At 73.0% G+C, this 24385-nt stretch carries 26 protein-coding genes and 1 riboswitch; of the genes, 11 read left to right on the top strand and 15 right to left on the bottom strand.

Annotation, left to right across the window (positions count from 1 at the left end; all coding sequences use genetic code 11):
• Nucleotides 1-132: 132 nt before the first annotated feature.
• The 3 genes from P3T37_RS20555 to P3T37_RS20565 form a co-directional block, all read right to left on the bottom strand.
• Entirely contained in the window at nucleotides 133-519 is a 387-nt protein-coding gene (locus P3T37_RS20555; protein ID WP_280725213.1) for a DUF3040 domain-containing protein, read from the bottom strand.
• Between the two features lie 233 nt (nucleotides 520-752).
• Nucleotides 753-1505: a methyltransferase domain-containing protein gene (locus tag P3T37_RS20560; protein ID WP_280725214.1), complete on the bottom strand. Its 753-nt coding sequence runs from the start codon at nucleotides 1503-1505 to the stop codon at nucleotides 753-755.
• A gap of 43 nt (nucleotides 1506-1548) precedes the next feature.
• On the bottom strand, nucleotides 1549-2061 hold the full coding sequence (locus tag P3T37_RS20565; RefSeq protein ID WP_280725215.1) for an SAV_6107 family HEPN domain-containing protein: 513 nt from the start codon (nucleotides 2059-2061) through the stop codon (nucleotides 1549-1551).
• Between the two features lie 127 nt (nucleotides 2062-2188).
• Here P3T37_RS20565 and P3T37_RS20570 point away from each other — a divergent pair, with 127 nt between their 5' ends.
• Nucleotides 2189-2800, top strand: coding sequence for a DUF4126 domain-containing protein (locus P3T37_RS20570; protein ID WP_280725216.1), 612 nt, complete (start codon nucleotides 2189-2191; stop codon nucleotides 2798-2800).
• 3 nt (nucleotides 2801-2803) lie between these two features.
• A complete protein-coding gene (locus P3T37_RS20575; protein ID WP_280725217.1) occupies nucleotides 2804-4186 on the top strand; it encodes an NAD(P)/FAD-dependent oxidoreductase in 1383 nt (460 codons plus the stop codon).
• A gap of 5 nt (nucleotides 4187-4191) precedes the next feature.
• Here the strand turns inward: P3T37_RS20575 and P3T37_RS20580 are convergent, their stop codons facing one another.
• Both P3T37_RS20580 and metF read right to left on the bottom strand, forming a co-directional pair.
• Entirely contained in the window at nucleotides 4192-4944 is a 753-nt protein-coding gene (locus tag P3T37_RS20580; RefSeq protein WP_280725218.1) for a hypothetical protein, read from the bottom strand.
• A gap of 105 nt (nucleotides 4945-5049) precedes the next feature.
• Nucleotides 5050-5964 carry a methylenetetrahydrofolate reductase [NAD(P)H] gene (gene metF / locus P3T37_RS20585; protein ID WP_280725219.1) on the bottom strand — a complete coding sequence of 305 codons (915 nt, stop codon included), beginning with the start codon at nucleotides 5962-5964 and terminating at the stop codon, nucleotides 5050-5052.
• A 161-nt stretch (nucleotides 5965-6125) separates the two neighbouring features.
• On the opposite strand from metF, the gene P3T37_RS20590 reads away from it, so the two are divergent.
• Nucleotides 6126-7232 (top strand): polyprenyl synthetase family protein, encoded by a 1107-nt coding sequence (locus P3T37_RS20590; RefSeq protein ID WP_280725220.1) that lies wholly within the window; start codon nucleotides 6126-6128, stop codon nucleotides 7230-7232.
• A 1-nt stretch (nucleotide 7233) separates the two neighbouring features.
• Here P3T37_RS20590 and thiE read toward each other — a convergent pair whose 3' ends face one another.
• The 3 genes from thiE to P3T37_RS20605 are packed head-to-tail and all read right to left on the bottom strand — an operon-like array spanning nucleotide 7234 to nucleotide 9461.
• Nucleotides 7234-7887, bottom strand: coding sequence for a thiamine phosphate synthase (gene thiE, locus P3T37_RS20595; RefSeq protein ID WP_280725221.1), 654 nt, complete (start codon nucleotides 7885-7887; stop codon nucleotides 7234-7236).
• Nucleotides 7887-8207, bottom strand: coding sequence for an Rv2175c family DNA-binding protein (locus P3T37_RS20600; RefSeq protein ID WP_280725389.1), 321 nt, complete (start codon nucleotides 8205-8207; stop codon nucleotides 7887-7889). The genes thiE and P3T37_RS20600 overlap by 1 nt, the downstream gene beginning before the upstream one ends.
• Before the next feature lie 60 nt (nucleotides 8208-8267).
• Complete coding sequence (locus tag P3T37_RS20605) at nucleotides 8268-9461, bottom strand: FAD-dependent oxidoreductase (RefSeq protein WP_280725222.1); 1194 nt, start codon at nucleotides 9459-9461, stop codon at nucleotides 8268-8270.
• Nucleotides 9462-9536: 75 nt separating this feature from the next.
• A riboswitch (TPP riboswitch) is annotated at nucleotides 9537-9650 on the top strand.
• Between P3T37_RS20605 and thiO the strand changes: the two genes are divergently transcribed.
• From thiO to pknB, 4 genes are all read left to right on the top strand, one after another.
• Nucleotides 9644-10798 (top strand): glycine oxidase ThiO, encoded by a 1155-nt coding sequence (gene thiO, locus P3T37_RS20610; protein WP_280725223.1) that lies wholly within the window; start codon nucleotides 9644-9646, stop codon nucleotides 10796-10798. It overlaps the preceding riboswitch by 7 nt.
• A 20-nt stretch (nucleotides 10799-10818) precedes the next feature.
• Complete coding sequence (gene thiS / locus P3T37_RS20615) at nucleotides 10819-11019, top strand: sulfur carrier protein ThiS (protein ID WP_280725390.1); 201 nt, start codon at nucleotides 10819-10821, stop codon at nucleotides 11017-11019.
• A gap of 5 nt (nucleotides 11020-11024) precedes the next feature.
• Complete coding sequence (locus tag P3T37_RS20620) at nucleotides 11025-11822, top strand: thiazole synthase (protein WP_280725224.1); 798 nt, start codon at nucleotides 11025-11027, stop codon at nucleotides 11820-11822.
• A gap of 55 nt (nucleotides 11823-11877) precedes the next feature.
• The gene (pknB, locus tag P3T37_RS20625; protein WP_348533266.1) at nucleotides 11878-13833 is read left to right on the top strand and encodes a Stk1 family PASTA domain-containing Ser/Thr kinase; all 1956 of its coding nucleotides are present in this window, start codon (nucleotides 11878-11880) and stop codon (nucleotides 13831-13833) included.
• Between the two features lie 4 nt (nucleotides 13834-13837).
• Here pknB and P3T37_RS20630 read toward each other — a convergent pair whose 3' ends face one another.
• Nucleotides 13838-14464 (bottom strand): sulfite oxidase-like oxidoreductase, encoded by a 627-nt coding sequence (locus P3T37_RS20630; RefSeq protein ID WP_280725226.1) that lies wholly within the window; start codon nucleotides 14462-14464, stop codon nucleotides 13838-13840.
• A 202-nt stretch (nucleotides 14465-14666) separates the two neighbouring features.
• Between P3T37_RS20630 and bfr the strand changes: the two genes are divergently transcribed.
• Nucleotides 14667-15146 (top strand): bacterioferritin, encoded by a 480-nt coding sequence (bfr, locus tag P3T37_RS20635; protein ID WP_280725227.1) that lies wholly within the window; start codon nucleotides 14667-14669, stop codon nucleotides 15144-15146.
• 13 nt (nucleotides 15147-15159) lie between these two features.
• On the opposite strand, the gene P3T37_RS20640 is transcribed toward bfr, so the two are convergent.
• Together P3T37_RS20640 and P3T37_RS20645 are read right to left on the bottom strand one after the other, a co-directional pair.
• The gene (locus P3T37_RS20640; protein ID WP_280725228.1) at nucleotides 15160-15423 is read right to left on the bottom strand and encodes a (2Fe-2S)-binding protein; all 264 of its coding nucleotides are present in this window, start codon (nucleotides 15421-15423) and stop codon (nucleotides 15160-15162) included.
• A 128-nt stretch (nucleotides 15424-15551) separates the two neighbouring features.
• Nucleotides 15552-16886 carry a 3-deoxy-7-phosphoheptulonate synthase class II gene (locus P3T37_RS20645; RefSeq protein WP_280725229.1) on the bottom strand — a complete coding sequence of 445 codons (1335 nt, stop codon included), beginning with the start codon at nucleotides 16884-16886 and terminating at the stop codon, nucleotides 15552-15554.
• A 304-nt stretch (nucleotides 16887-17190) separates the two neighbouring features.
• Between P3T37_RS20645 and P3T37_RS20650 the strand changes: the two genes are divergently transcribed.
• A complete protein-coding gene (locus tag P3T37_RS20650; protein ID WP_280725230.1) occupies nucleotides 17191-19146 on the top strand; it encodes an anthranilate synthase family protein in 1956 nt (651 codons plus the stop codon).
• A 7-nt stretch (nucleotides 19147-19153) separates the two neighbouring features.
• Here the strand turns inward: P3T37_RS20650 and P3T37_RS20655 are convergent, their stop codons facing one another.
• Genes P3T37_RS20655 through P3T37_RS20665 form a run of 3 tightly spaced genes read right to left on the bottom strand, consistent with a single transcriptional unit; the run spans nucleotide 19154 to nucleotide 21841 of the window.
• Complete coding sequence (locus P3T37_RS20655) at nucleotides 19154-19813, bottom strand: response regulator transcription factor (RefSeq protein ID WP_280725231.1); 660 nt, start codon at nucleotides 19811-19813, stop codon at nucleotides 19154-19156.
• A gap of 2 nt (nucleotides 19814-19815) precedes the next feature.
• On the bottom strand, nucleotides 19816-20988 hold the full coding sequence (locus tag P3T37_RS20660; protein WP_348533262.1) for a DUF5931 domain-containing protein: 1173 nt from the start codon (nucleotides 20986-20988) through the stop codon (nucleotides 19816-19818).
• A 22-nt stretch (nucleotides 20989-21010) separates the two neighbouring features.
• A complete protein-coding gene (locus P3T37_RS20665) occupies nucleotides 21011-21841 on the bottom strand; it encodes a 1-acyl-sn-glycerol-3-phosphate acyltransferase (RefSeq protein WP_280725392.1) in 831 nt (276 codons plus the stop codon).
• A 199-nt stretch (nucleotides 21842-22040) separates the two neighbouring features.
• On the opposite strand from P3T37_RS20665, the gene P3T37_RS20670 reads away from it, so the two are divergent.
• Together P3T37_RS20670 and P3T37_RS20675 are read left to right on the top strand one after the other, a co-directional pair.
• Nucleotides 22041-22814, top strand: coding sequence for an alpha/beta fold hydrolase (locus P3T37_RS20670; protein WP_280725232.1), 774 nt, complete (start codon nucleotides 22041-22043; stop codon nucleotides 22812-22814).
• A 45-nt stretch (nucleotides 22815-22859) separates the two neighbouring features.
• Nucleotides 22860-23387, top strand: coding sequence for a hypothetical protein (locus P3T37_RS20675; protein ID WP_280725233.1), 528 nt, complete (start codon nucleotides 22860-22862; stop codon nucleotides 23385-23387).
• A gap of 191 nt (nucleotides 23388-23578) precedes the next feature.
• Here the strand turns inward: P3T37_RS20675 and P3T37_RS20680 are convergent, their stop codons facing one another.
• The gene (locus P3T37_RS20680; protein ID WP_280725234.1) at nucleotides 23579-24343 is read right to left on the bottom strand and encodes an endonuclease/exonuclease/phosphatase family protein; all 765 of its coding nucleotides are present in this window, start codon (nucleotides 24341-24343) and stop codon (nucleotides 23579-23581) included.
• Between the last annotated feature and the right edge of the window lie 42 nt (nucleotides 24344-24385).

Below are 24385 nucleotides of genomic sequence, written 5' to 3' on the forward strand. Positions count from 1 at the left end.
GGGGGGGGGGGGGGGGGGGGGGGGGCCACGGGGGGCCGGCGGCCCACCCCCCCCGCCCCGCCTCCACGCGGGGGGGGGGGGCCGCCCGCGGCCGCCCCCCCCACCGTGCTTCTCGCTTGCGTCTGCGGCCTACTACATGCCGTCGTGTTCGTCCCGGCGGCGCTGCCAGCGCTGTTCCATCCGGTCCATCACGCTCGCCTTGCGGCGCGGCGCGGGGGCGGTCCGCTGCCCGGCCCCCTGGCCGGCCGGCGGATGGCGGCGCCACCCGGTGACGGCGAGGACCGCGCAGCCCAGCATGACGAGGAATCCGACGACGCTCACCCAGATGAGTTGAGCGACCATGCCCCCCATCAGGAGGGCGACACCCACCACGAACCCGGCCGCAGCCTGGTACACCCGGCGACGGGTGTACATGCGCAGCCCGGTTCCCTCAAGCGCTGTCGCGAACTTGGGATCTTCGGCGTACAGCGCTCGCTCCATCTGGTCGAGCAGTCGCTGCTCGTGCTCCGAGAGCGGCACGGAGTCCTCCTACTCGTCGGTCGCGGGGGCGACCGGTCCGCCACCTGGCTTCGTTGTGGTCCATATGCCCCATGCGCCTGGCCGTCATGCGTTCTGGCTTTACCCAGATCATACGGTCCACGGGTGCCCTTCGGGGCGGGCGACGATCCGTCGTGTCCGACACATCTGCGAGCACCCAGCACCCAGCCAACGACCCGGGACACGCCGGAGTGCCCGCGGGCGCGAAGGCTAACTCAGCCGAGCGCCGCGAGCACGTGCAGCTGGGTGGCGACCGCGTGAAAAGCGGGCTGCTGGGAGGCGGCCTCCTCCAGCTTGAGCAGCGCCTCCATGGCTCCCGGTTCGGTGTCGACCAGGACCCCGGGCACCAGGTCGGCGAAGACCCGCACGCCGTGCACCGACTCGACCCGCAGGCCGGCCGCGGCGGCCAGCTCGCCCAGCTCGTCGGCGGTGAAGCGGCGCGGCATCGGGTCGCCGGCGCCCCAGCGGCCGTCCGGCGCGGTGAGGACCGTCCGCGACTCGTCGAAGTGACCGGCCAGCGCCCGGGCCAGCACGGCGCCGTTGCGGTTCGCGGCCAGCAGGCTGACCAGCCCGCCCTTGTGCAGCGTCCCGGTCAGGCTGGTGAGCGCGTCCGCGGGGTCGTCGACCATCTCCAGCACGCCGTGGCAGAGCACCGCGTCCACCGAGGAGGGGGCGATCAGGTCGGGCAGCGTCTGGGTGTCCCCCTGGACGGCGCGCACCAGGTCGGTCACGCCCGCCTCGGCGGCGCGGCGCTCCAGCGCGAAGAGCGCGTCCGGGCTCGGGTCGACCACCGTGACACGGTGGCCGAGCCGGGCCACCGGCACGGCGAAGTTGCCGGTGCCGCCGCCGGTGTCCAGCACGTCGAGCACCGGCTGATCCAGCTCGGCCGCCCGACGCTCCAGGGCCGTCCGCACCACCTCCCAGACCACGGCGGTACGCAGGGCGCTGCGGGGACGCGTCGGGTACAAGGTGAGGTCTCCTCAGAAGGGCGGCGAGCCTGACGACTCCACCTTAGAGCCTGTGATCAGGGGGTGGCGGGCCGAGGCGCAGCACGCGTTCGACCAGGCGCAGGAAGACCGCGGTGTTGCGGACCAGGTCGTCGGCGTCGCGCTCGCTCGCGGCGCCCTGCAGGCCGGCCTCGGCCGCGGCGCGTTTTCGGGCGCCGGCTGCGAAGTAGACCGCCCACTCGGCCAGTTCGGGCGCTATCTCGGGCAGCACCTCCCACGCGCTGCGGATCGCCCTGCGCCGGCGCGGGTTGGTCTCCGGGCGCCCGCGCACGGCGAGCACCGCTGCGGTGGTGCGCAGCGCGGCCAGGTGCGCGGTGGCGTACCGCTCCAGCGGGTCCTGCGCGCTGCCGGCTCGGACCAGCGTGCGGTGGGCCTGCGCCAGCAGGTCCAGGGCAGCCGGCGGCGCCCCCGCCCTGAGCAGCACCGGATGGACGTCGACGGAACGCAGCGGGATCTGGTCGGACGCCGAAGCGGACGTCCTGTCGGGGATCTCGTTCGGGAGGTCGGTGACGTTCATGTTCTCCCCCGGTCCGGAGCAGGCCGCACGGATCGGTCGACCCGTGCTCCCCCATGCTGTCCCCCGGCACTGACAACGACGGCGCGCGATACGGTGACCGGCGAATATTCGACACGGGGAGAGAACCTTGACGGTCCTACCACTGATCTTCACCAGCGGCTGGGCGAGCGGCATCAACGCCTACGCCGTGGTCATGCTGCTCGGCCTGCTGGGCCGCTTCGGCGGCGCGGACTCGGTGCCGCCGGTGCTGGAGCGCACCGACGTGCTGATCGCCGCGATCGTGCTGTTCCTCTGCGAGGCCGTGGCCGACAAGATCCCGTACGTGGACTCGGTCTGGGACGCCGTCCACACGGTGATCCGCCCGATCGCCGGCGCCGTGGTGGCCGCCCTGCTGGCGAGCCAGCACCCGGGCTCGCTCGGCCAGCTGGCCGCGGGCGCGATCGGCGGCACCACCGCGCTGGCCAGCCATCTGGTCAAGGCCTCGGTCCGGATGGCGGTCAACACCTCGCCCGAGCCGTTCAGCAACATCGTGATCAGCCTGCTGGAGGATCTCGCGGTGGCCGGCCTGGTCACCCTGGCGATCTTCCACCCCTGGGTGGCCGCCTCGATCGCCGCGGTGCTGCTGGCCGCGGGTCTGCTGGTGGTCTGGTTCGCCTTCTCCCGGATCCGCCGCTTCCTGGCCAACCGCCGCGAGCGCCGGGCCCGCCGGATGCGGCAGACGCCCCTACTAGGATCTTGAGCCATGGCACGGATCGTCATCATCGGAGCGGGGATCAGCGGACTGGCGGCGGCGGCGCGGCTGGCGACGGTCGGGCACCGGGTGACGGTCTGTGAGGCGAGCAGCACGTACGGCGGGATGCTGGGGCAGTACCGGCGCGACGGCTTCGCCTTCGACACCGGTCCCACCCTGCTCACGCTGCCCGCGGTCTACCGCGACCTCGCGCTGAAGACCGGCCGGGAGCCGCTGGAGCAGCTGGTCGAGCTCTCCCCGGTGGACCCCGAGAGCCGGCACGTCTTCGCCGACGGCTCGTCCGTCCTGCTGCCCAACGCCTCGCGCGGCGGGGTCGGCCAGGCGCTGGACGCGGCCTTCGGCGCGGGGGCGGGCGAGCGCTGGGGGCAGCTGACGAACCGCGGCCGCACGGTCTGGGAGGCCACCCGCCGCCCGCTGCTCGAGGAGCCGCTGCCCGCCGACCCCGCGGCTCTGCGCAGCGACCCGTACCCGGCCGCACCGCGCCGGGGACTGGGCCGGCTGCTCGGCGGCGAACCCACCCTCGCCCAGGTCGCGCAGCGCGAACTGGGCGGCCACCCGGCGCTGACCGCACTCCTTGAGGAGTACGCCCTGCGGTTCGGCTTCGACCCGCGGACCGTCCCGGCCGGCGCCACCGTGATCCCGTACATGGAGCAGAGCTTCGGCGTCTGGTACGTCCGCGGCGGCATGCGGGCGCTGGCCGAGGCGGTCTACCGGCGCTGCGAGCAGCGCGGCGTGGAGTTCCACTTCAGGACCCGGGTCGTGGAGCCGCCGACCGGCGTGCTGCTGCGTCAGGCGCCGGGCGACCCGACGCTGCCGGGCCGGGTCAGCGTGCTGCTCGCGCTGCGCGGGGCGCGGCCCGCCGGGACGCCGCACCGCACCGTGCTGCATGCCGCCGACCGGGCCGACGAGCTCGACGCGCTGTTCGGCCCCACCGCCCGGCTCTGCGACCGCCCGACCGTGCAGGTGCTGCGGCCCGACGACCCGTCACTGCGCCCGGACGACAACCACGAGTGCGTCACCCTCACCGTCACGGTCCCCTCGCAGGCCCGGCTGGACTGGACCGCCGCCGGCGTCGCCGACCGCTTCGCGGACCGGCTGCTGGAGCACGCGGACGCGGCCGGCCTCGGCCTGCGCGAGCGGCTGCTCTGGCGGGTGGTGCGCACCCCGGCGGACACCGAGCGGGAGACCTCCGCCCCGGGCGGCGCCGTCCCGCGGCCGGCCCTGGCGGGCGCGCGCGGGGAGTTCCTGCTGACGCCGAACGAGGAACCGACGCCGGGCCGCTACCTGATCGGCGGCTCCGCGCACCCGGGCGGCGGGCTGGCTCGCGCGGGCATGTCGGCCTGCATCACGGCCGGGCTGATCGGCCCGGCCTGACCCGCCTACTGCTGCTGGGTCCAGCTCTCGGGCTGCTGGTAGTGCTGCTGCTCGTAGCCCTGCTGGTGCGGGATGCCGTAGTCCTGCTGGTACTGGGCGGGGTCCTGGTACTGCTGTTGCTGCTGCGGCTGCCAGTACGGGTCCTGGTACTGCTGCTGCTGCGGGTAACCCTGCTGCCCGTCCCAGCCCTGCTGGTAACCGGCGTCCTGGTAGCCCTGGACCGGCTGCTGCTGCCACTGCTGCTGCTCGCCGTACTGCGGGTACGACTGCTGCTGGGGCTGCGGCTCCTCCTGGGGCGAGTCCTGCAGGTAGCCGGGGGTCTCGTACACGCCGAAGTCGTCCTCGGTGAGCGGCTCCGGCAGGATCCCCTGCTCCGGCTCCTCGATCGGGCCGACCTCACCGACCACCGGCACCGCCACCGCCGCGACCGCCGCCTCGCCGCCGGTGGCCGCGCTGAGCAGCGGCACCTTGGCCAGCGGGCCGGGCAGCGCGCCGTCCGAGGCGCGCAGCGACCAGCTCCTGGTCGTCCCGCGCTTGACCGCCAGCGTCACGAAGACCTGGCCGGTCGCGAAGGCCACCGCGCCCGCCCCGATCACCGGCACCGAGCGGATCGCCATCCCGGCGACCACCAGCAGGAACCCGCCGAGTGCGACGCCCCGCCAGTGCAGCGGCGCCCGGTTCTGCAACAGCAGTTCGGCGACCAGCCACAGGGCGACCACCGCGAGGGCCGCGTACAACACCAGCAATCCGATGCTCATCTGCGACCTCCACCACAGCCCGGCGCGCGGGCCCGCGCGTGCGGCGACTGTACCGGTTCCAACCATCCGGCCCCACATCCGGCCGGGGCCTGCCGGTACCCGCGGTCAGCCCCGGTGCAGGCCGAGGTTCTGGTAGATCTGCAAGGTGGCCAGCGAGCCGTTGAGGGTGATGAAGTGCAGCCCCGGCACGCCCTCGGCGAGCAGCCGCTCGGACATCGCGGTGGCGTGCTCGATGCCGACCTCGCGCAGCGCCTGCGGGTCGTCCACGACGGCGCGCAGCCGGCTCTCCAGCTCCGCGGGGAAGGCCGAGCCGCTCAGCTGCGGGAAGCGCTCCAGCTGCTTGGCGTTGGTGACCGGCATGATCTCCGGGATGATCGGCACGTCGCAGCCGGCCGCGGCGACCTTGTCGCGCAGCCGCAGGTAGTCCTCGACCTCGAAGAACATCTGGGTGATCGCGTAGTCGGCACCGGCCCGCACCTTGGCGACGAAGTGGCGGATGTCCTCGTCCCAGTTCGCCGAGCGCGGGTGCATCTGCGGGAAGGCCGCCACGCCCACGCAGAAGTCGCCGATGCCCTTGATCAGCTCGACCAGCTCGTAGGCGTAGGTGACGCCCTCGGGGTGGCGCACCCAGTCGCCCAGCGGGTCGCCGGGCGGGTCGCCGCGCACCGCGAGGACGTTGCGGACGCCTTCGTCCGCGTACTGGCCGATGATGTTGCGCAGCTCCGCCACCGAGTGGTCGACGGCGGTCAGGTGCGCGACGGGCGTCAGCGTGGTCTCGGTGGCGATCCGGCCGACCATGTTGACGGTGCGCCCGCGCGAGGAGCCGCCGGCGCCGTACGTCATGCAGACGAAGTTCGGATTGAGCGTCTCCAGACGGCGGATCGCGTCCCAGAGCTTGTGCTCGGCTGCCTCGCTGCGCGGGGGCATGAACTCGAAGGAGAAGGACCTCTGCCCTGCCGCCAGCAGTTCGCGGACCGTGAGCGCGCGGTCGGTTCTGGTGGAGGGGATTCCTAGTGCCATGACCGCAGATTAACGGTCACCAGGGGGTCGCGGACAGAGAACGTCCACAGAACGAGACGGAATGTCCACATGTCCAAGGGGCGCCACGGAAGCGGCGCGGCGGCCAGTGCCCGGCACCCGGCGCTAGTCTGGCGGTACCCCAATGATTGCGGAGAACCGTCGTGACCTCGCCCAGCCCCTCGCCCGTCCAGCCCCTTGATGTGGAGGCGGTCCGCGAGCGCGTGAACGCCGCTCTCGCGGCGTTCATGGACGAACAGGGCGTCCTGCTCGGCAAGATCTCCCCCGGCCTGGTCCCGGCCGCCGACGCGCTGCGGGACTTCCTGTTGGACGGCGGCAAGCGGCTGCGCCCGGCGTTCTGCTACTGGGGTTGGCGGGGCGCCGGCGGGGCCGCCGACAGCAGCGGCATCGCACACGCCGCGGCGGCGCTGGAGCTGCTCCAGGCCAGCGCGCTGGTGCACGACGACCTGATGGACCGCAGCGACACCCGGCGCGGGCTGCCCTCCATCCACCGCCGCTTCGAGGCACTGCACCGGGACAGCGGCTGGCGCGGCGACCGCGAGCAGTACGGTGCGGCGGCGGCGGTGCTGCTCGGCGACCTGCTGCTGATCTGGTGCGACGAACTGTTCGTCCGCTGCGGCCTGGAGTCCGCCGCGGTGCTGGCCGCCAAGCCGGTCTTCGACCTGATGCGCACCGAGGTGATGGCCGGCCAGTACCTGGACGTACTGGAGCCGGTGGCCGGCGACTCGACCGACGCGCTGGCCCTGGACCGGGCGCAGACCGTCCTGCACTACAAGTCGGCGAAGTACACCATCGAGCGGCCGCTTCAGGTCGGCGCCCGGCTCGCGGGCGCCTCGCAGACCCTGGTCGACGCGTACTCGGCCTTCGGGCTGCCGCTCGGCGAGGCCTTCCAGCTCCGCGACGACCTGCTGGGGGTCTTCGGCGACCCGGCCGTGACCGGCAAGCCCGCCGGGGACGACCTGCGCGAGGGCAAGCGCACCCTGCTGATCGCGCTCGCCCTGCGCGCGCTGGCCCCGGCCGAGGCCGCCCGGCTGGACGCCCGGCTCGGCGCGCCGGGGCTCACCCCCGAGGAGATCGCCGAACTGAGCGAGCTGGTGGCCCGCAGCGGCGCGGCCGAGCGGGTCGAGGAGCGGATCGACGTGCTGATGCGTCAGTCGCTGTCCGCCCTGGACGCGGCGCCGCTGGCTGACGAGGCGGCCCGGGCCACGCTGCTCGCGCTCGCCCGGGCCGCCACCGTCCGCCGCTACTGAGTCAGGAGACGGCGCGCACCCGGCGGGCCAGCTCCGCGGCGGCCGCGCCCGGGTCCTCGGCCGCGGTGATCGCCCGGACCACCACGACCCGGCGGGCACCGGCGGCCAGCACCTCGTCCAGGTTGCCCAGGTCGATCCCGCCGATCGCGAACCACGGACGGTCCGTCGACTGCCGCGCCGCGTACTCCACCAGGCCCAGGCCCGGTGCGAAGCGGCCCGGCTTGGTGGGCGTCGGCCAGACCGGCCCGGTGCAGAAGTAGTCCACGCCGGCCTCGGCGATCGCCGCGTCCACCTCGGACTCCGCGTGGCAGGACCGCCCGATCACGACGTCCTCGCCCAGGATCGCCCGGGCGTGCGGGACCGGCAGGTCGTCCTGGCCCAGGTGCAGCACCTGGGGGCGAGCGGCGTGCGCGACGTCGGCGCGGTCGTTGACCGAGAAGAGCTTCCCGTGCCGCCGGGCGGCGTCCGCGAAGACCTCCAGGTACTCCAGCTCCTGCTTGGCCTCCAGGCCCTTGTCCCGGAGCTGGACGATGTCCACGCCGCCGGCCAGCACGGCGTCCAGGAACTGCGGCAGGTCGCCCTGCTCGCGCCGGGCGTCGGTGCACAGGTAGAGCCGGGCGTCCGCGAGCTTCGCCCGGTGGTCCGCGCCGGCCATCAGATCAGCATCGCCTGGGCGCGCCGCTTGACCTCGGTCCCGCGGTTCTCCTGCAGCGCCTGGATCGGGCTGCCCGGCAGAGTCTCGTCCTCGGTGAAGAGCCACTCGATGATCTCTTCGTCGGTGAACTTGGCGTCTTGCAGCAGGGTCAGTGTGGGGGCCAGGTGCTTGGTCAGGCCCGGGCCGTCGATGAAGGCGGCCGGCACCTGGAGCGAGCGGTTCGCGCCGCGGCGGAACGCGATCAGCTTGTGGTCCTTGACCATCTGACGCACTTCGGTGACCAGTACACCCCACTGTTCGGAGATGTCGGGCAGGTACATCCACTCGCTCACGAGGGCTTCGATCTTGGCATCCGTATCGCTACTCACAGCACCAGGGTCTCAGACGACGGCCGACTTCAGGGCCACCGAGGGGTCGGCTGCCCGCTCCGGATCGAACGCCGAGCCCTGCGCGATCAGCTTGCGGGCCTGCACCACGTCGCGCGGCCGATCCACCGCCATGGCCGCCACCAGCACGCCCTCGCGCAGCCAGAGCGCGCTCCACGCCGGGTCCTCGGGCGAGCCGCGCAGCACCATCCGGTCGCCGGCCGCGTGCCGGCCCGCGTACTGCACCATCCGCCCGAACTGCTCGGACCAGAAGTACGGCACCGGGTCGTAGGGCTCGTCGGAGCCCAGCAGCGCGGCGGCCACCGCCCGGCCCGAGTGCATCGCGTGGTCCCAGTGCTGGACGTTGATCCGCTCGCCGAACCGCGCCGAGGGGTAGCTGACGCAGTCCCCGGCCGCCCAGACCAGCGGCAGGCTTGTGCGCAGCGAGGCGTCGGCGACGATCGCCCCGGCCGCGTCCAGCTCGATGCCCGAGTCGGCCAGCCAGCCGGTGGCGGGCCGCGCGCCGATGCCGATCACCACCTCGTCGGCGGCAACCCGGTCGCCGTCCGCGAGCACCACCGCGCCCGGCTCCACCGCGGCCACCTTCGCACCCAGCCGCAGTCGCACCCCGGCCTCGGCGTACCAGCGCTCCATCGGCGCGGTCAGCTCACGCGGCAGCACGCCGGCCAGCGGCTCGGCGGCGGCCTCCAGGACGGTGACCTCGCAGCCCAGCTGCCGGGCCGCGGTGGCGGTCTCGGCGCCGATCCAGCCCGCCCCGACCAGCACCAGCCGGCTCCCCGGACCCAGCGCGGCCCGCAGCGCGAGCGCGTCGTCGACGGTGCGCAGCACCCGGGCGCCGTCCGAGACCGGCAGCCGGACCGGGTCGGCGCCGGTGGCCAGCACCAGCCGCCCGTACGGCAGCTCACCGGCGTCGGTGTGCAGCACCCCGGGCCGCACGGCGGTGGCCCGGCGGCCGGCCAGCAGCTCGATGCCCAGCTGGTCGAAGTCCAGGTCGAAGACGCTGCTGTCGGCCTTGCCGAGCAGCACGTCCTTGGAGAGCGGCGGCCGGTCGTACGGCGGGTGCGGCTCCGCCCCCAGCAGGCTGATCCCCCCGCGCCAACCGCCCTGGCGCAGCGCGAGCGCGCACTGCGCCCCCGCCATCCCGGACCCCACCACGACCACTTGCTCCGCCCGCTCCAGTTCAGCCACCCGCTCACCCTATCGAGGGGTATCGCGCACCGGACAGGCCTTCGGCGCGGCTGCGGCCCGGAGTTATGGTGGGGGCATCCTCATCACGGGAGCCCGGTGCACCGGGCTGAGAGGCGGGCCGATGCAGCCTGCGACCGTCCGAACCTGATCCGGGTCATTCCGGCGAAGGGAGCATCAGCGCCTTGGCTTGCACAGACGCACGACCTGACGTGCTCGTGATCGGCGGCGGCATCATCGGGCTCGCGGTCGCCTGGCGTACCGCCCAGCGCGGGCTCGCGGTGACCGTCGTGGACCCGGACCCGGGCGGCGGCGCGGCCCAGGTGGCGGCCGGGATGCTGGCTCCCGTCACCGAGCTGCAGTACGGCGAGGAGCCGCTGCTGCGGCTGGGGATGGCCTCCAACGAGCGCTACGCCGCGTTCGCCGCCGAGCTGGAGAAGCTCACCGGCCTGTCCACCGGCTACCGCGCCACCGGCACACTCGCCGTCGCACTGGACGCCGACGACCGCGAGGAACTGCGCGAGCTCTACGCCTTCCACCAGCGCCTCGGCCTGGACTCGCGCTGGCTGACCGGCCGCGAGTGCCGCCGCCTGGAGCCGATGCTCTCCCCCGCGGTGCGCGGCGGCCTGCTGGTCGCCGACGACCACCAGGTGGACGGCCGCCGGCTCAGCGCCGCCCTGGTGGCCGCCTGCGAGCAGGCGGGCGTGGTGCTGCGGCGCGCCCTGGCGACCGAGCTGCTGGTCGAGGACGGCCGCGCGAGCGGCGTCCGACTGGACGGCGGCGACGCGCTGAGCGCCCCTCAACTGGTGCTCGCCGCAGGCCCGCAGAGCCATCTGCTGCCCGGCCTGCCGGCCGGGGTGCTGCCCGCGATCCGGCCGGTCAAGGGCCAGATCCTGCGGCTGCGGATGCCGGACCGGCACGGCCCCTTCCTCTCGCGCAACGTCCGGGCGGTGGTCCGCGGCCAGCACCTCTACATGGTGCCGCGCGCCGAGGGCGAGCTGGTGATCGGCGCGACCAGCGAGGAGCAGGGGTACGACACCACCGTCACCGCGGGCGGCGTCTACGAGCTGCTGCGCGACGCGCACGACCTGGTGCCCGGGATCACCGAACTGCCGCTGGTGGAGACCAGCGCCGGCCTGCGCCCGGGCTCGCCCGACAACGCGCCGCTGCTCGGACCCACCGACCTGCCCGGCCTGGTCGCCGCCACCGGCCACTACCGCAACGGCGTGCTGCTCAGCGCCGTCACCGGCGACCTGCTCGCCGAGTACCTGGCCACCGGGGTCACCCCCGCGTCGGCCCTCCCGTTCTCTCCCACCCGCTTCACCGTGAAGGCCGCATGATGACCGCGACACCGATCCTGATCCCGCTCACCGTCAACGGCGAACCGCGCGAGGTCGCGGAGTCCGCCACCCTCGCCGAGGTGGTCGGCACGCTCAGCAGCGCGCCCACCGGGGTGGCCGCGGCGCTCAACGAGACCGTCGTGCCGCGCAGCGCCTGGGAGCGGACCGTGCTCAGCGCGGGCGACCGGGTCGAGATCCTCACCGCCGTCCAGGGAGGCTGACCACCATGGCCGACGACCTGCTGACCATCGCCGACACCACCTTCGGCTCCCGCCTGATCATGGGCACCGGCGGCGCCCCCAGCCTGGAGGTCCTGGAGCAGGCGCTGCTGATCTCCGGCACCGAGCTGACCACGGTGGCCATGCGCCGGGTGAACGCCACCACCCAGGGCTCGGTGCTCGACGTGCTGACCCGCAACGGCATCCGGATCCTGCCGAACACGGCCGGCTGCTTCACCGCCGGCGAGGCCGTCCTGACGGCCCGGCTGGCCCGCGAGGCACTCGGCACCAACTGGGTCAAGCTGGAGGTCATCGCGGACGAGCGGACCCTGCTGCCCGACCCGATCGAGACCCTGGACGCTGCCGAGACGCTGGTGGACGACGGCTTCGTCGTGCTCCCCTACACCAACGACGACCCGGTGCTGGCCCGCAAGCTGGAGGACGTCGGCTGCGCTGCGATCATGCCGCTGGGCTCGCCGATCGGCTCGGGCCTGGGCATCCGCAACCCGCACAACTTCCAGCTGATCGTGGAGAGCGCGAACGTCCCGGTGATCCTGGACGCGGGCGCCGGCACCGCCTCGGACGTGGCGCTGGCCATGGAACTGGGCTGCGCAGCGGTGATGCTGGCCTCGGCCGTGACGCGGGCTCAGGAGCCGGTGCTGATGGCGGACGCGATGCGCAGGGCCGCCGAGGCCGGCCGCCTCGCTCACCGGGCCGGCCGCATCCCGCGCCGCTTCCACGCCGAGGCCTCCTCCGCCATGGCCGGCCGAGCCGACCTCGACCACCGCGAGCGCCCGGCGTTCTGACCCCGCGGCACCCGGCGGGAATCGTCGGACCCGGCCCTAGACTGCTCCGGTGGACATGACGCTGAACGATCCCCTGCTCGGAGCGCTGCTGGACGGCCGGTACCGGGTCGAGCAGCGCATCGCGGTGGGCGGCATGGCCACGGTCTACCGGGGGACCGACACCCGCCTGGACCGGGTGCTGGCGCTCAAGGTGATGCACCCCGGGCTGGCCGGCGACGCGGGGTTCACCGAGCGCTTCATCCGGGAGGCCAAGGCCGTCGCCCGGCTCTCGCACCCCAACGTGGTCAACGTCTTCGACCAGGGCGCCGACGGCACCGCGGTCTTCCTGGCCATGGAGTACGTCCCCGGGCGGACCCTGCGTGACGTGCTGACCGACCGCGGGGCGCTGAGCATCCGGGCCGCGCTGGACGTGCTGGAGCCGGTGCTGGCCGCGCTCGGCGCCGCGCACCGGGCCGGCCTGGTGCACCGGGACGTCAAGCCGGAGAACGTGCTGATCACCGACGGCGGCATGGTCAAGGTCGCCGACTTCGGCCTGGTCCGGCTGCTCTCCACCAGCGGCGCCGGCCCCGCCGACACCGGTGGCGCCACCACGCCCGGCATGATCATGGGCACCGTCTCGTACCTGGCGCCCGAGCAGATCATGCAGAGCGAGCCGACCGACCAGCGGGTGGACGTCTACGCGGCCGGCATCATGCTCTACGAGCTGCTGACCGGTCAGAAGCCCTACACCGCCGAGAGCCCGATGCAGGTGATCTACCGTCATCTGAACGAGTCCGTCCCGGCCCCCTCGATCGCCGTCCCCGGCATCCCGCCGGAGCTGGACGCGATAGTCGCCGCGGCCACCGCGCGCGACCCGCAGTACCGCCCCTGGGACGCGGTGGAGCTGCTGGCCGCGCTGCAACGGGTGCGCCGCGCCCTGACGCCGGACCAGCTGGACGCCGAGCCGCCCGCCTCCACCCGGCCCACCCCGCGGTTCGCCACCAACGAGGCGACCTCGGTGATCACCGCCCCGGCCCCCGAGCCCACCAGCGTGTTCGCGTTCCCGCCGCCGCAGCAACCGCAGCTCGTCACCCCGTCCCGGCCGTACAACGAGCCGACGCCCGTCCGGACCCCGCGCCCGCGCCGGACCGGTCGCTCGCGGCGCTCCCTGGTCTGGGGTTCGGCGCTCGGCGCCGTCCTGCTGGTCGTCGCGGTGGTCAGCTACTTCCTGTCCGGCGCGGTGTACGCGTCGGTGCCCAGCGTGCTCGGCCAGACCCAGGCGCAGGCCGTCGCCACCCTGGACGGCGCCGGGCTGCAGGGCCGGTTCGTCCAGGCGTTCAGCGAGACCGTGCCGGCCGGCCAGGTGATCAGTACCGATCCCGGGGTCGGCGCGCGGGCCCGCAAGAGCGACGGGGTCAAGGTGACCCTCTCCAAGGGGCCCGAGCGGATCAACGTCCCTGACGTGGGCGGCAAGCCGCTGGACCAGGCGAAGCAGCAGCTCACCGCCGCCCGGCTGACCCCCGGCACGACCAGCCAGGACTTCAGCCCCACCGTGCCGCAGGGCTCGGTGATCAGCACCTCGCCGGCCGCCGGCCAGCCGCTGCCGGTCAACGCCCCGGTCTCGCTGGTGGTCAGCCAGGGCCCGGCGCCGGTCGCCGTGCCGAACGTGGTCGGCCAGCCGGTGACCCAGGCGCAGAGCGCGCTGGCGACCGCAGGCTTCAGGGCGGCGCTCGGCAGCGACCAGGCGTACTCCGACACCGTCCCGGCCGGGGCGGTCACCGCGCAGGACGTCACCGGCACCGCCGTGCCGGGCTCGACGGTGACGCTGACGCTCTCCAAGGGGCCGCAGCCGGTGGTGGTGCCGAACGTGACCGGGATGAGCGAGTCGGCGGCGACCAGCGCGCTGACCGCGGCCGGTTTCAAGGTGAAGGAGAGCGGGCTCAGCCTGCTGGGCCTGATCAACGTCAGCTCGCAGAGCCCGAGCGCCGGTCAGTCGGCGCCCAAGGGCTCCACCGTGACGATCAAGTTCTGACGCGCTAGCGCATCGGCCCGTCGCCGGGCTCCTCCTGGTAGGAGTAGCGCTGCTCGGCCCAGGGGTCGGCCCGGTTGTGGTAGCCGCGCTCCTCCCAGAAGCCCCGGCGGTCGGCCCGCATGTACTCCACGGCCCGCACCCACTTGGGGCCCTTCCAGGCGTACAGCTGCGGGACGACCAGGCGCACCGGGAAGCCGTGCTCGACGGTCAGCGGCTCGCCGTTGCGGTGGGTGGCGAAGAGCGTCCGGGGGTCGGCGAAATCCTCCATCCGCAGGTTCGAGCTGTAGCCGTACTCGGCCCAGACCATCACATGGGTGACGGCGGGGTCCGGCGGGGCGAGTTCGAGGATGGTGGCTGCCGACACACCGCTCCACTCGCTGCCGAGCATCGAGAAGCGGGTGACGCAGTGGAAGTCGGCAGAGACGGTGCGCCGGGGCAGGCTGTGAAATCCCTCGTGGTCCCAGCTGTGCTTCTCGGCCGAGGCGGTCGCCCCGAAGACCTGGAAGTCCCAGGTCAGCGGCTTGAACCGGGGGACCGGACCGTAGTGCAGGACCGGCCAGCCGCGTTGCAGGCGCTGGCCGGGCGGGAGGCTCGGGTCAGACTGCTGAGTTTCTTGTTCGGACTGACCCATGCGTCCATGGTGACAGACGGCGGGCGATGCTCGCCGCGCGCCCCTTGGCCGGGCCGCGCGCCCCTCAATCGGGAGAATCTCCCTCTATCGGACAATCCCACCCATCACGGGGTAAGTGTGAACTTACTGGAAATTCCCCCTCACCCAGTGCCACTATGCCGTTCGAAACAACCTGTTCCCCCCGCAGGCAGGAAGGCACGCCATGAAGGGCGACCCCGAGGTCATCGAGTTCCTCAACGAGCAGCTCACCGCCGAGCTGACCGCGATCAACCAGTACTTCCTGCACGCCAAGATGCAGGAGAACTTCGGCTGGACGAAGCTCGCGAAGTACACCCGGCACGAGTCCTTCGACGAGATGAAGCACGCCGAGCTGCTCACCGACCGGATCCTCTTCCTGGACGGCCTGCCGAACTACCAGCGGCTCTTCCACGTCCGGGTCGGCCAGACGGTCAAGGAGATGTTCGAGGCGGACCGGCAGGTCGAGGTCGAGGCGATCGACCGGCTGCGCCGGGGCATCGTGGTGATGCGCGCCAAGAACGACGTCACCTCGGCCAACATCTTCGAGGCGATCCTGGCCGACGAGGAACACCACATCGACTACCTCGACACCCAGCTCGAACTGCTGGAGAAGCTCGGCGAGGCGCTCTACCTGGCGCAGCTGATCGAGCAGCCGGAGTCCTGACCCGGGAGCCCTGCTACGCGGCGCGGCGAACGGATGACTCCGCCACGGCCGGCAGGTTGACCTCCGGATCGGCCAGGCCCAGCTTCGCGGCCAACCGCGCGGTCGGGCACGGCCGCGCGCCGTGCTCGCCGAGCATCGCCTGGATCCGTCGGACGCACGAGCCGCAGTCGGTGCCGGCCTTGCAGCCCTGGGCTATCTGACGCGGGGAGTTGGCACCGCCGTCGATGGCCTGCTTGACCTGGTCCTCGGTGACCGCATGACACATGCACACGTACATCGCGGTATCTCCCGGAGTCTCAGGGCCATTGAGCTAAGCCTTACCTTACCTGGCGGTCGGAGAACGAAAAAGCCCCTTCGGTCCTGGAATCGTCCAGGACCGAAGGGGCCTTCGTCACACTCGGCGGGTCAGTGCCCGCGGTACATCTCGGCGACCAGGAACGCCAGGTCCAGCGACTGGCTGCGGTTGAGCCGCGGGTCGCAGGCCGTCTCGTAGCGCTGGTGCAGGTCGTCCACCGACACCTCGTCGCCGCCGCCGACGCACTCGGTGACGTCGTCGCCGGTCAGCTCCACGTGGATGCCGCCCGGGTGGGTGCCGAGCGCGCGGTGCACCTCGAAGAAGCCCTTGACCTCGTCGAGCACGTCGTCGAAGCGGCGGGTCTTGTGGCCGGTCTCGGCCTCGAAGGTGTTGCCGTGCATCGGGTCGCAGATCCAGACCGGCTGGGCACCGGAGGCGGTGACCTTCTCCACCAGGGTGGGCAGGTGGTCGCGGACCTTGCCCGCACCCATCCGGGTGATGAAGGTGAGCCGGCCGGGCTCGCGCTCGGGGTCGAGCCGCTCGATCAGGGTGAGCGCCTCGTCCACCGAGGTGGTCGGGCCGAGCTTGACGCCGATCGGGTTGCTGATCCTGGACGCGAACTCGATGTGCGCCCCGTCCAGCTGGCGGGTGCGCTCGCCGATCCAGACCATGTGGCCCGAGACGTCGTAGAGGTTGCCGGTGCGCGAGTCCACCCGGGTCAGGGCGGTCTCGTAGTCGAGCACCAGCGCCTCGTGCGAGGAGTAGAACTCGACGGTCTTGAACTCCTCGGGCGCGACACCGCACGCCTGCATGAAGCTCAGCGCGTTGTCGATCTCCTTGGCGAGGCGCTCGTAGCGCTGGCCCGCCGGCGAGTTGCGCACGAAGTCCTGGTTCCAGGCGTGCACCTGGCGCAGGTCGGCGTAACCACCGGTGGTGAAGGCGCGCACCAGGTTGAGCGTTGCCGCGGAGGCGTTGTACATCCGCTTCAGGCGCTCGGGGTCGGGGCGACGGGACTCCGGCGTGAACTCGAAGCCGTTCACCGAGTCGCCGCGGTAGACCGGCAGGGTCACACCGTCGCGGGTCTCGGTCGACTTGGAACGCGGCTTGGAGTACTGCCCGGCGATCCGGCCGATCTTGACGACCGGGACGGACGCCGCATAGGTCAGCACGGCGGCCATCTGCAGCAGGGTCTTCAGCTTGTTGCGGATGTGCTCCGCCGAGACGCCGTCGAAGGCCTCGGCGCAGTCGCCGCCCTGGAGCAGGAAGGCCTCACCACGCGCAACGGCAGCGAGCCGGGCGCGCAGCTGGTCGCACTCGCCGGCGAAGACGAGGGGCGGATACGAGGCGAGGTCCGCAAGAGCGGTGCGCAGCGCCTCAGGATCCGGCCATTCAGGCTGCTGCGCCGCGGGCAGGGACTGCCAGGAGTGATGATTTGTCACGGTCACGGGCCCAAGGCTACGGGGTGCGACAACCGAATTGTTCCTGCTGCCCGGTGGGTGAGACGGCTCGCGGACAATTCACCGATCGGCTTCACTCCGGCGGCCCATCGGCTACTGTCGCATCCATGAACGCGCCGCACACCTTCTGCTGGTGGTGGACCATCCCCGAGGTGGCCCACTGATCGCGCGTCCCTGACGACACGACGGCCGCCCCTCGGGGCGGCCGTCGGCATCTTCCCGGCAGACGGCCTTCCCGGCAGAGCGGACCCGCATCCCTCACCCGAGAAACCCTCCGGAAGGAAAGCCGAACGTGACCAGCCCCACAGCTGCCGCTCTGCTCGCCCGTCTCAGCGCCCCCGGCGCACCCGCCTTCGCCCTCCTGCACCGCCGCGCTCCCCGGCTCGCTCCGGACACCGTCGAGATCCTGCTGGGCGAGGTCGGCTCGTACGAGACGCTGGCCGAGCTGCCGGTGCGGTTCGGGCGCCCGGCCGACGGCGCACCGCGGCACGACCTGCTCGCCCTCGTCCCGTACCGGCAGATCCGGGAGCGCGGCTTCGAGGCGCACGACGACGGCACGCCGCTGCAGGCCCTCTCGGTGACCGAGCAGTACGCGTTTCCGCTGGCGGAGGTGCTGCCCGCACTGCCCGTCCGGCCGGTGACGCTGACCGGCGGCGGCTTCAACATCGACGACGCGCGGTACGCGGAGATCGTCCGGCAGGTCATCCGGGAGGAGATCGGCAACGGCGAGGGCGCCAACTTCGTGATCCGGCGCGACTTCGCCGCCACCCTGGAGGACTTCTCGCCCGCGCTGGCGCTCACCCTGTTCCGCCGCCTGCTGGAGCAGGAGCGCGGCGCGTACTGGACCTTCCTGGTGCACACCGGGGAGAGGGTTCTCGTCGGCGCTTCGCCGGAGGTGCACGTGCGGCAGAGCGGCGGGACGGTGGTGATGAACCCGATCTCCGGGACGTACCGCTATCCGGCCGCCGGGCCCGACCTCGGCTCGCTGCTCGACTTCCTGCACGACCCCAAGGAGCTGGAGGAGCTCACCATGGTGGTCGACGAGGAACTCAAGATGATGTGCACGGTCGGCGACCTGGGCGGCCAGGTGCTCGGCCCGCGCCTCAAGGAGATGGCCCACCTCGCGCACACCGAGTACGAGCTGCGCGGCCGCACCTCGCTGGACGTCCGGGAGGTGCTGAAGGAGACCATGTTCGCGGCCACCGTCACCGGCAGCCCGGTGCAGAACGCGACCCGGGTGATCCGCCGCTACGAGAGCAGCGGACGCGGCTACTACTCGGGCGCACTCGCCCTGATCGGCCGTTCCTCCAGCGGCGGCCAGCAGCTGGACTCGCCGATCTGCATCCGGACCGCGGACATCGAGCCCGCCACCGGCCGCCTGGTGGTCCGGGTGGGCGCCACCCTCGTCCGGCACTCCGACCCGGACTCCGAAGTGGCCGAGACGCATGCCAAGGCGGCCGGGGTGCTGACCGCGATCGGCGCCCGCCCCGCCTCCGCCCGCCCCTCGGCGCACGGCTCGGGCCCGCGCCTGGCCGACGACCACCGGGTGCAGAACGCGCTGGACGCCCGCCGGACCAACCTGGCGCCGTTCTGGCTGCGGATGCAGCAGCCCGCACCGGCCTCCCAGCAGGCGCAGACCCTGGTGGTGGACGGCGAGGACACCTTCACCTCGATGCTGGCCCACCTGCTGACCTCGCTCGGCCACCGGGTGAGCGTGGTCCGCTACGACGTCCCCGACCTGCGGGCCCGGGTGGCCGCGCACACCGGACCGCTGGTGCTGGGCCCCGGCCCGGGCGATCCGGCCGACCTCGGCGACCCCAAGATGGCGCTGCTGCGGCAGATCACCGCCGACGTACTGGAGGGCGTCCGCTCGCTGACCCGCACCGCGCCGCTTCTCGCCGTCTGCCTCAGCCACCAGCTGCTCTGCCGGGAGCTCGGGCTGCCGCTGGGCCGCAAGGCCGTACCGTTCCAGGGCGCGCAGGAGAGCATCGACCTGTTCGGCGAGCGCCGGACGGTGGGCTTCTACAACACCTTCACCGCCCGCTGCACCGACGCCGGGGCCGAGCGGCTCGCCGGGGCCGGGATCCAGGTCGCCCGCGACGAACTCACCGGCGACGTCCACGCGTTGCGCGGCCCGGGCTTCGCGAGCCTGCAGTTCCACCCGGAGTCGGTGCTGACCCGGGACGGCGTGGACATCGTGGCCGCCCTACTGCCGATCGCGCCGAGCCTACCTGCTGTCCTGCGGTGAGCCCGGGTCAGTCCGGTGTGTCGAGGCCGGTCTCGATGGCGTAGCGGACCAGCTCGACCCGGTTGTGCAACTGGAGCTTGCCCAGGGTGTTCTGGACGTGGTTCTGCACCGTGCGGTGCGACAGCACCAGCCGGTCGGCGATCTGACGGTACGACAGGCCCTTGGCCACCATCCGCAGCACCTCGGTCTCGCGTGCCGTCAACTGCGGGACGCCTTGCCGAGGGAGTTCCGCCGGCTGACCGGCCAGTCGGCGGAACTCCCCCAGCAGCAGGCCGGCCAGGCCCGGGGTGAAGACCGGGTCGCCGGCCGCCGTGCGCCGCACCGCCTCCAACAGCTCCTCGCGGCCGGCCGACTTGACCAGATAGCCGGTCGCCCCGGACTTCACCGCCTCCAGCACGTCCGCCTGCTCCCCGCTGGCGGAGAGCACCAGCACCCGGACGGCCGGGTCCTGCGCCATCACCCGGCGGCAGACCTCGACGCCGGGCAGCGCCGGCAGGTTGAGGTCCAGCACGATCACCTGCGGCCGGCAGGCCAGGGCCCGCCGGACCGCCTGCTCGCCGTCCCCCGCGGTGGCCACCACCGCGAACCCGGCGTCGGCCAGGTCGCGCGAGACCGCCTCCCGCCACATCGGGTGGTCGTCCACCACCATCACGCGCAGCTGCTCCATCGTCACGCCCCCTTTCGCGGCACGCACATCTCGATCTCCACGCCCTCGCCCGGCGCGGAGTAGAACTCGGCGGTGCCGCCGAGGTCCAGCAGCCGGCCCTGGATGGACTGCGCCACGCCGAGCCGTCCGTCGCGCCGGGCCTGGGCCAGGCGGTCCGGCGCGCAGCCCGCGCCGTCGTCGCGGACGCTCACCGTCACCCGGTCCGGTTCGTCCTCCAGCAGGACCCAGGCCCGGGCGTCCGGTCCGGCGTGCCGCTGGACGTTGTCCAACGCGGCCGCCACCGCGGCCAGCAGCTCGTCGGCCACCGCTCCCGGCAGCAGCACCGGCTCCCCCGGCGCGGACACCGTCACCCGCTCGCCCGCGTACGGCGCGAGCAGTGCGCCCAGGTCCCGTGGCTCCCCGCTGCGCTGCTCCGGCAGCGGGCCGCCGGTCATCAGCGCGCGCAGCGCCCGCTCCTGCTCTCCCGCCAGTCGACCGAGTTCGGCCGAGCCACCGCCCTCGCGGGCCACCAGCGCCAGCACCTGGAGCACCCCGTCGTGGATGTCGCGCGACAGCCGCTCGCGCTCCCGGTTGGCCGCCTCCACCTGGAGGGCCTGGGTCAGCGTGGCCTCGCTGGCCCGGGCCAGCTCGATCACGTACCCGATCGCGCAGCCGGCCATCAGCAGCAGCACGATGTCGTGCACGTTGTCGGTGGTGAAGCCGCCGTGCCGGGCGATGTTCGCCAGCCCGATCACCAGGCCGGCCACGGCGGCCGGCCGCCAGCCGCCCTTGCCCGCGCAGCCCAGCACCGTGCCCGCCGCCCAGATGGTGGGCAGCGTGGCCGCGCCGGCCGCCACCCGGGCGGGCGTGTCGATCACCCCGCTCATCACCACGCCGGTGACGGTCATGGTGAGGTCCCAGGCCAGCACCGGCCAGGTGCAGCGGCCCGGTCCGGTGAAGGCGCGCAGGCTGGCCAGCGTCCACAGGACCAGCGCGCCCAGGTAGATCCAGCCCGCGACCGGGTGCCGGACGTGCTGGTAGGCGAGCGCGAAACGGATCAGCGCGTAGCCCAGGGCCAGCACCCGGAACCAGGAGATGGCCCGCCAGAGCGGCAGTTCGACCGACATGCCGCCGGCCGCCACCGCCCCGCCGGGCCCACTGCGCAGCAGTGCGCGGGCAGGTGTCTGCGCCGCCATGTCGTCCCCCGTCGACCGACTTCTACGAGTTGCCCGGCTCCTGCTTCTTCGCCTGTTCCTCGGACTTGGCGTCCGCGTTTCGCTGGGCCTGCTCGGCCTCCTGCTGCGCCTTCAGCGCCGCCTTCTGCTCGGCGTGCAGGGCGCGCTGCTCGGCCCGGCGCTCGGCGTCGGCCCGCTTCTTGTCGTCGGCGATCTGCCGCTTGGCGGCGGTCGCGTAGATGTCCACGTACTCCTGGCCCGACAGCCGCATGATCTCGTACATCACCTCGTCGGTGACCGAGCGCAGGATGAAGCGGTCGTTCTCCATGCCCTGGTAGCGGGAGAAGTCCAGCGGGCGGCCGATCCGGATGCCGGGGCGGATGCCGAAGGTGGGCAGCACCTGGCCGGGCGGCTGGACCTTCTCGGTGTCGATCATCGCGACCGGGATCACCGGAGCACCGGTGGCCAGCGCGACGCGGGCCAGGCCGCCGACCTTGCCGCGGTAGAGCTTGCCGTCCGGCGAGCGGGTGCCCTCGGGGTAGACCCCGAAGAGCTCGCCGCGGTCGATAACCGAGATCGCGCTGCGGATCGCCGCCTCGCCCGCGCCGCGGACGCCGGAGCGGTCCACCGGCAGCTGGCCGACGCCCTTGAAGAAGGCCGCGGTGAGCTTGCCCTTCAGTCCGGGCGTGTTGAAGTACTCCGCCTTCGCGATGAAGGTCACCCGACGCTTCATCAGCGCGGGCAGGAAGAAGGAGTCCGAAAAGGAGAGGTGGTTGCTCGCGATGATCGCGGCTCCCTCGTCGGGGATGTTCTCCGCACCCTCCATCCACGGCCGGAAGAAGATCCGTAGCAGCGGCGCGACGATCATCTTCATCAGTCGGTAGAACAACCGGGGCCTCCTGTGTTGCAGACCGGTCGATCCTAATGCCCCGAAGCGTCCCTCCCGACACCCGACCGCCCGGGCGCACCGCTCACAGCCGCTCCGCGGGGCGTTCCGCGGGGTGTACTGCCGCCCCCGCGCATGGGACGATTCGCTCCCGGCGCTTCCCCCACCTCCGCGAAGGAGCCTGCGCATGCCGCTGCTGCCCGGTGCCGAACCGTACCGCCACCGCGGCGGGCCGGTCGGCGTCCTGCTCTGCCACGGCTTCACCGGCTCCCCGCAGTCGATGCGCCCCTGGGCCGAGCACCTGGCCGCCGCCGGACTCACCGTCTCGCTGCCACTGCTCCCCGGTCACGGCACCCGCTGGCAGGACATGCAGGTGACCCGTTGGGAGGACTGGTACGCCGAGGTCGTCCGCGAGCTGCTCCTCCTCTCGGAGGAATGCGAGCAGGTCTTCGTGGCCGGCCTGTCGATGGGCGGCGGGCTGGCGCTGCGGCTGGCCGCCGAGTACGGCGAGTTGATCTCCGGAGTGGTCGTCGTCAACCCGTCGGTCCGCTCCGACACCCCCGCCACCGCCCTGCTCCCCGCCCTGCGGCACCTGGTGCCCAGCATTCCCGGGGTGGCGGGCGACATCGCGCTGGAGGGTGCCTCGGAGGTGGGCTACCACCGCACGCCGCTGCACGCCGCCTGGTCGCTCTCCCGGCTCTGGCGCGAGATCCAGCGCGGCCTGCCGCGGGTGACCCGGCCGGTCCTGCTGCTGCACAGCCCGCAGGACCACGTGGTCTCCCCGGCGAACTCCGCGCTGGTGCTCGCCCGGATATCCTCGGTCGACGTGACGGAGCGGCTCTGCGAGCGCAGCTTCCATGTGGCCACGCTGGACCACGACGCCGGACTGGTATTCGAGGAATCTCTCGCGTTCATCCAGCGTTTGACCACTGTCGCGAAGGCCGATGATCGTCAGGGCTAGGGCCACCAGGGCTGAAGGGCCGGCAGAGCAGATGAGGCAGTACCGATGAGCGGGGCGCCGGGCGCCGACGAGGACCGTCCCCAGGAGAGCGAGAACACGCCTGCTCCGGCCCCTGGCAGCCAGGCCGAACAGGACGCGATCTTCGCCGCCCTGGTCGCGCAGTTCGACGACCCGGTGGATCTCAACCGGCCGGACTGGCCGGAGATCGAGAACCTGCGCGCCAAGAACGACCTGGCCGGGTTCAACCCCCAGCCCCGCCCCCGTCCCAGCACCACTCCCGCCGAGCCCCCGCGCAGCTGGACCCCGGCCGAGGACCCGGACGAGGGCCACTACATCCCCCCGGAGCCGCCGCCGCTCCCCCAGGGCGACACCACCGCCAAGTTCGCCTGGATCGCCGTCCTCGGCGGTCCCGCCCTGCTGCTCTTCGACGCCTTCTTCTGGCGCGAGATCGCCGGCTGGCCCGCATGGGTCGGCCTCACCGCCTTCCTCGGCGGCTTCGCCACGCTCGTGATCCGGATGAAGGACCGCGACGAGGACGAGCCCCCGGACCCGCACGGCGGCGCGGTCGTCTAGGACTTAGACCGACCGGCAATTGGGGGGCGGCGTCGCGGCCCGATGGCTGTCTCCCCCACCCTTCGGGCGGGAGGTGCCCCCTTGGACGGCTTCTCCTCAGTCGCCAATGCTCCGCAGTGGCTCCCTCGTCGGCACCGCCCAGACTCGGCCCTCGACCCTCCCCCAGCCTCCGGCCGGGGGGACCCCCTTCTTCACCCACCCCCCAATTGCCGGTCGGTCTTAGCGGCTGGGATCTGGAGCACCGCGACCACCGGGAGGTGGTCGGTGGCGGCCATCAGGTCGGTGTGCGGCAGTGCGGGGACGCCGCAGGCGAGGATGCGGATGCCGGGGGTGGCGAAGACGGAGTCCAGGCGCTGGTAGGGGTCGCCGGGGCGGGAGGTGTACTCGCCGCCCCAGGGAGCGGTGGCGTGGCCGTCCTGGTAGCGGGCGGCCAGCCACTGCCAGCCGGGGTCCTCGGGGTGCTCGTTGAAGTCGCCGCCGATGACGGCGTGTTCGGCGCCCGAGAGCTGTCCGGGGAGCAGCTGGAACTGGCTCAGCCGCTCGGCCGGGTCGAGGCTGAGGTGACAGCTGGTCAGCGCGAAGGGGGCGGCGCGGCCGATCCGGACGACGGCGGTGGCGAAGCCGCGGGCGTGCAGTCCGCGGGCCTTGGGCAGCAGCAGGTCGGCGCGGCGCAGCACGGTGACGCGCGGGCTGCCGAGCAGCAGCGGCCCGGCGGCCGCGCGGCCGCCGCCGGAGAGCACGACGGTGCCGGTCTCCCGGGCCAGCCACTGCGCCTGGGCCTGGGGCCGCCAGTAGCGGGGTGACTCCTGGATGCAGATCAGGTCGGCCTCGCAGGCCCGGACGACCCGGACCAGCGCGCGCCGGTCGTCGCGCTGCGAGCGGATGTTGTAGCTGAGCACGCGGACCCGTTCGGCGCCGTCGGGTTCCGGGCCGGAGGGCGGGAGGTCGAGGGTCATCCTCGACACGCTACCGGTTCCGCCGCTGCGGGACCGGTAGCG

This window comes from Kitasatospora sp. MAA4, assembly GCF_029893355.1.
Classification (GTDB): Bacteria; Actinomycetota; Actinomycetes; order Streptomycetales; family Streptomycetaceae; genus Kitasatospora.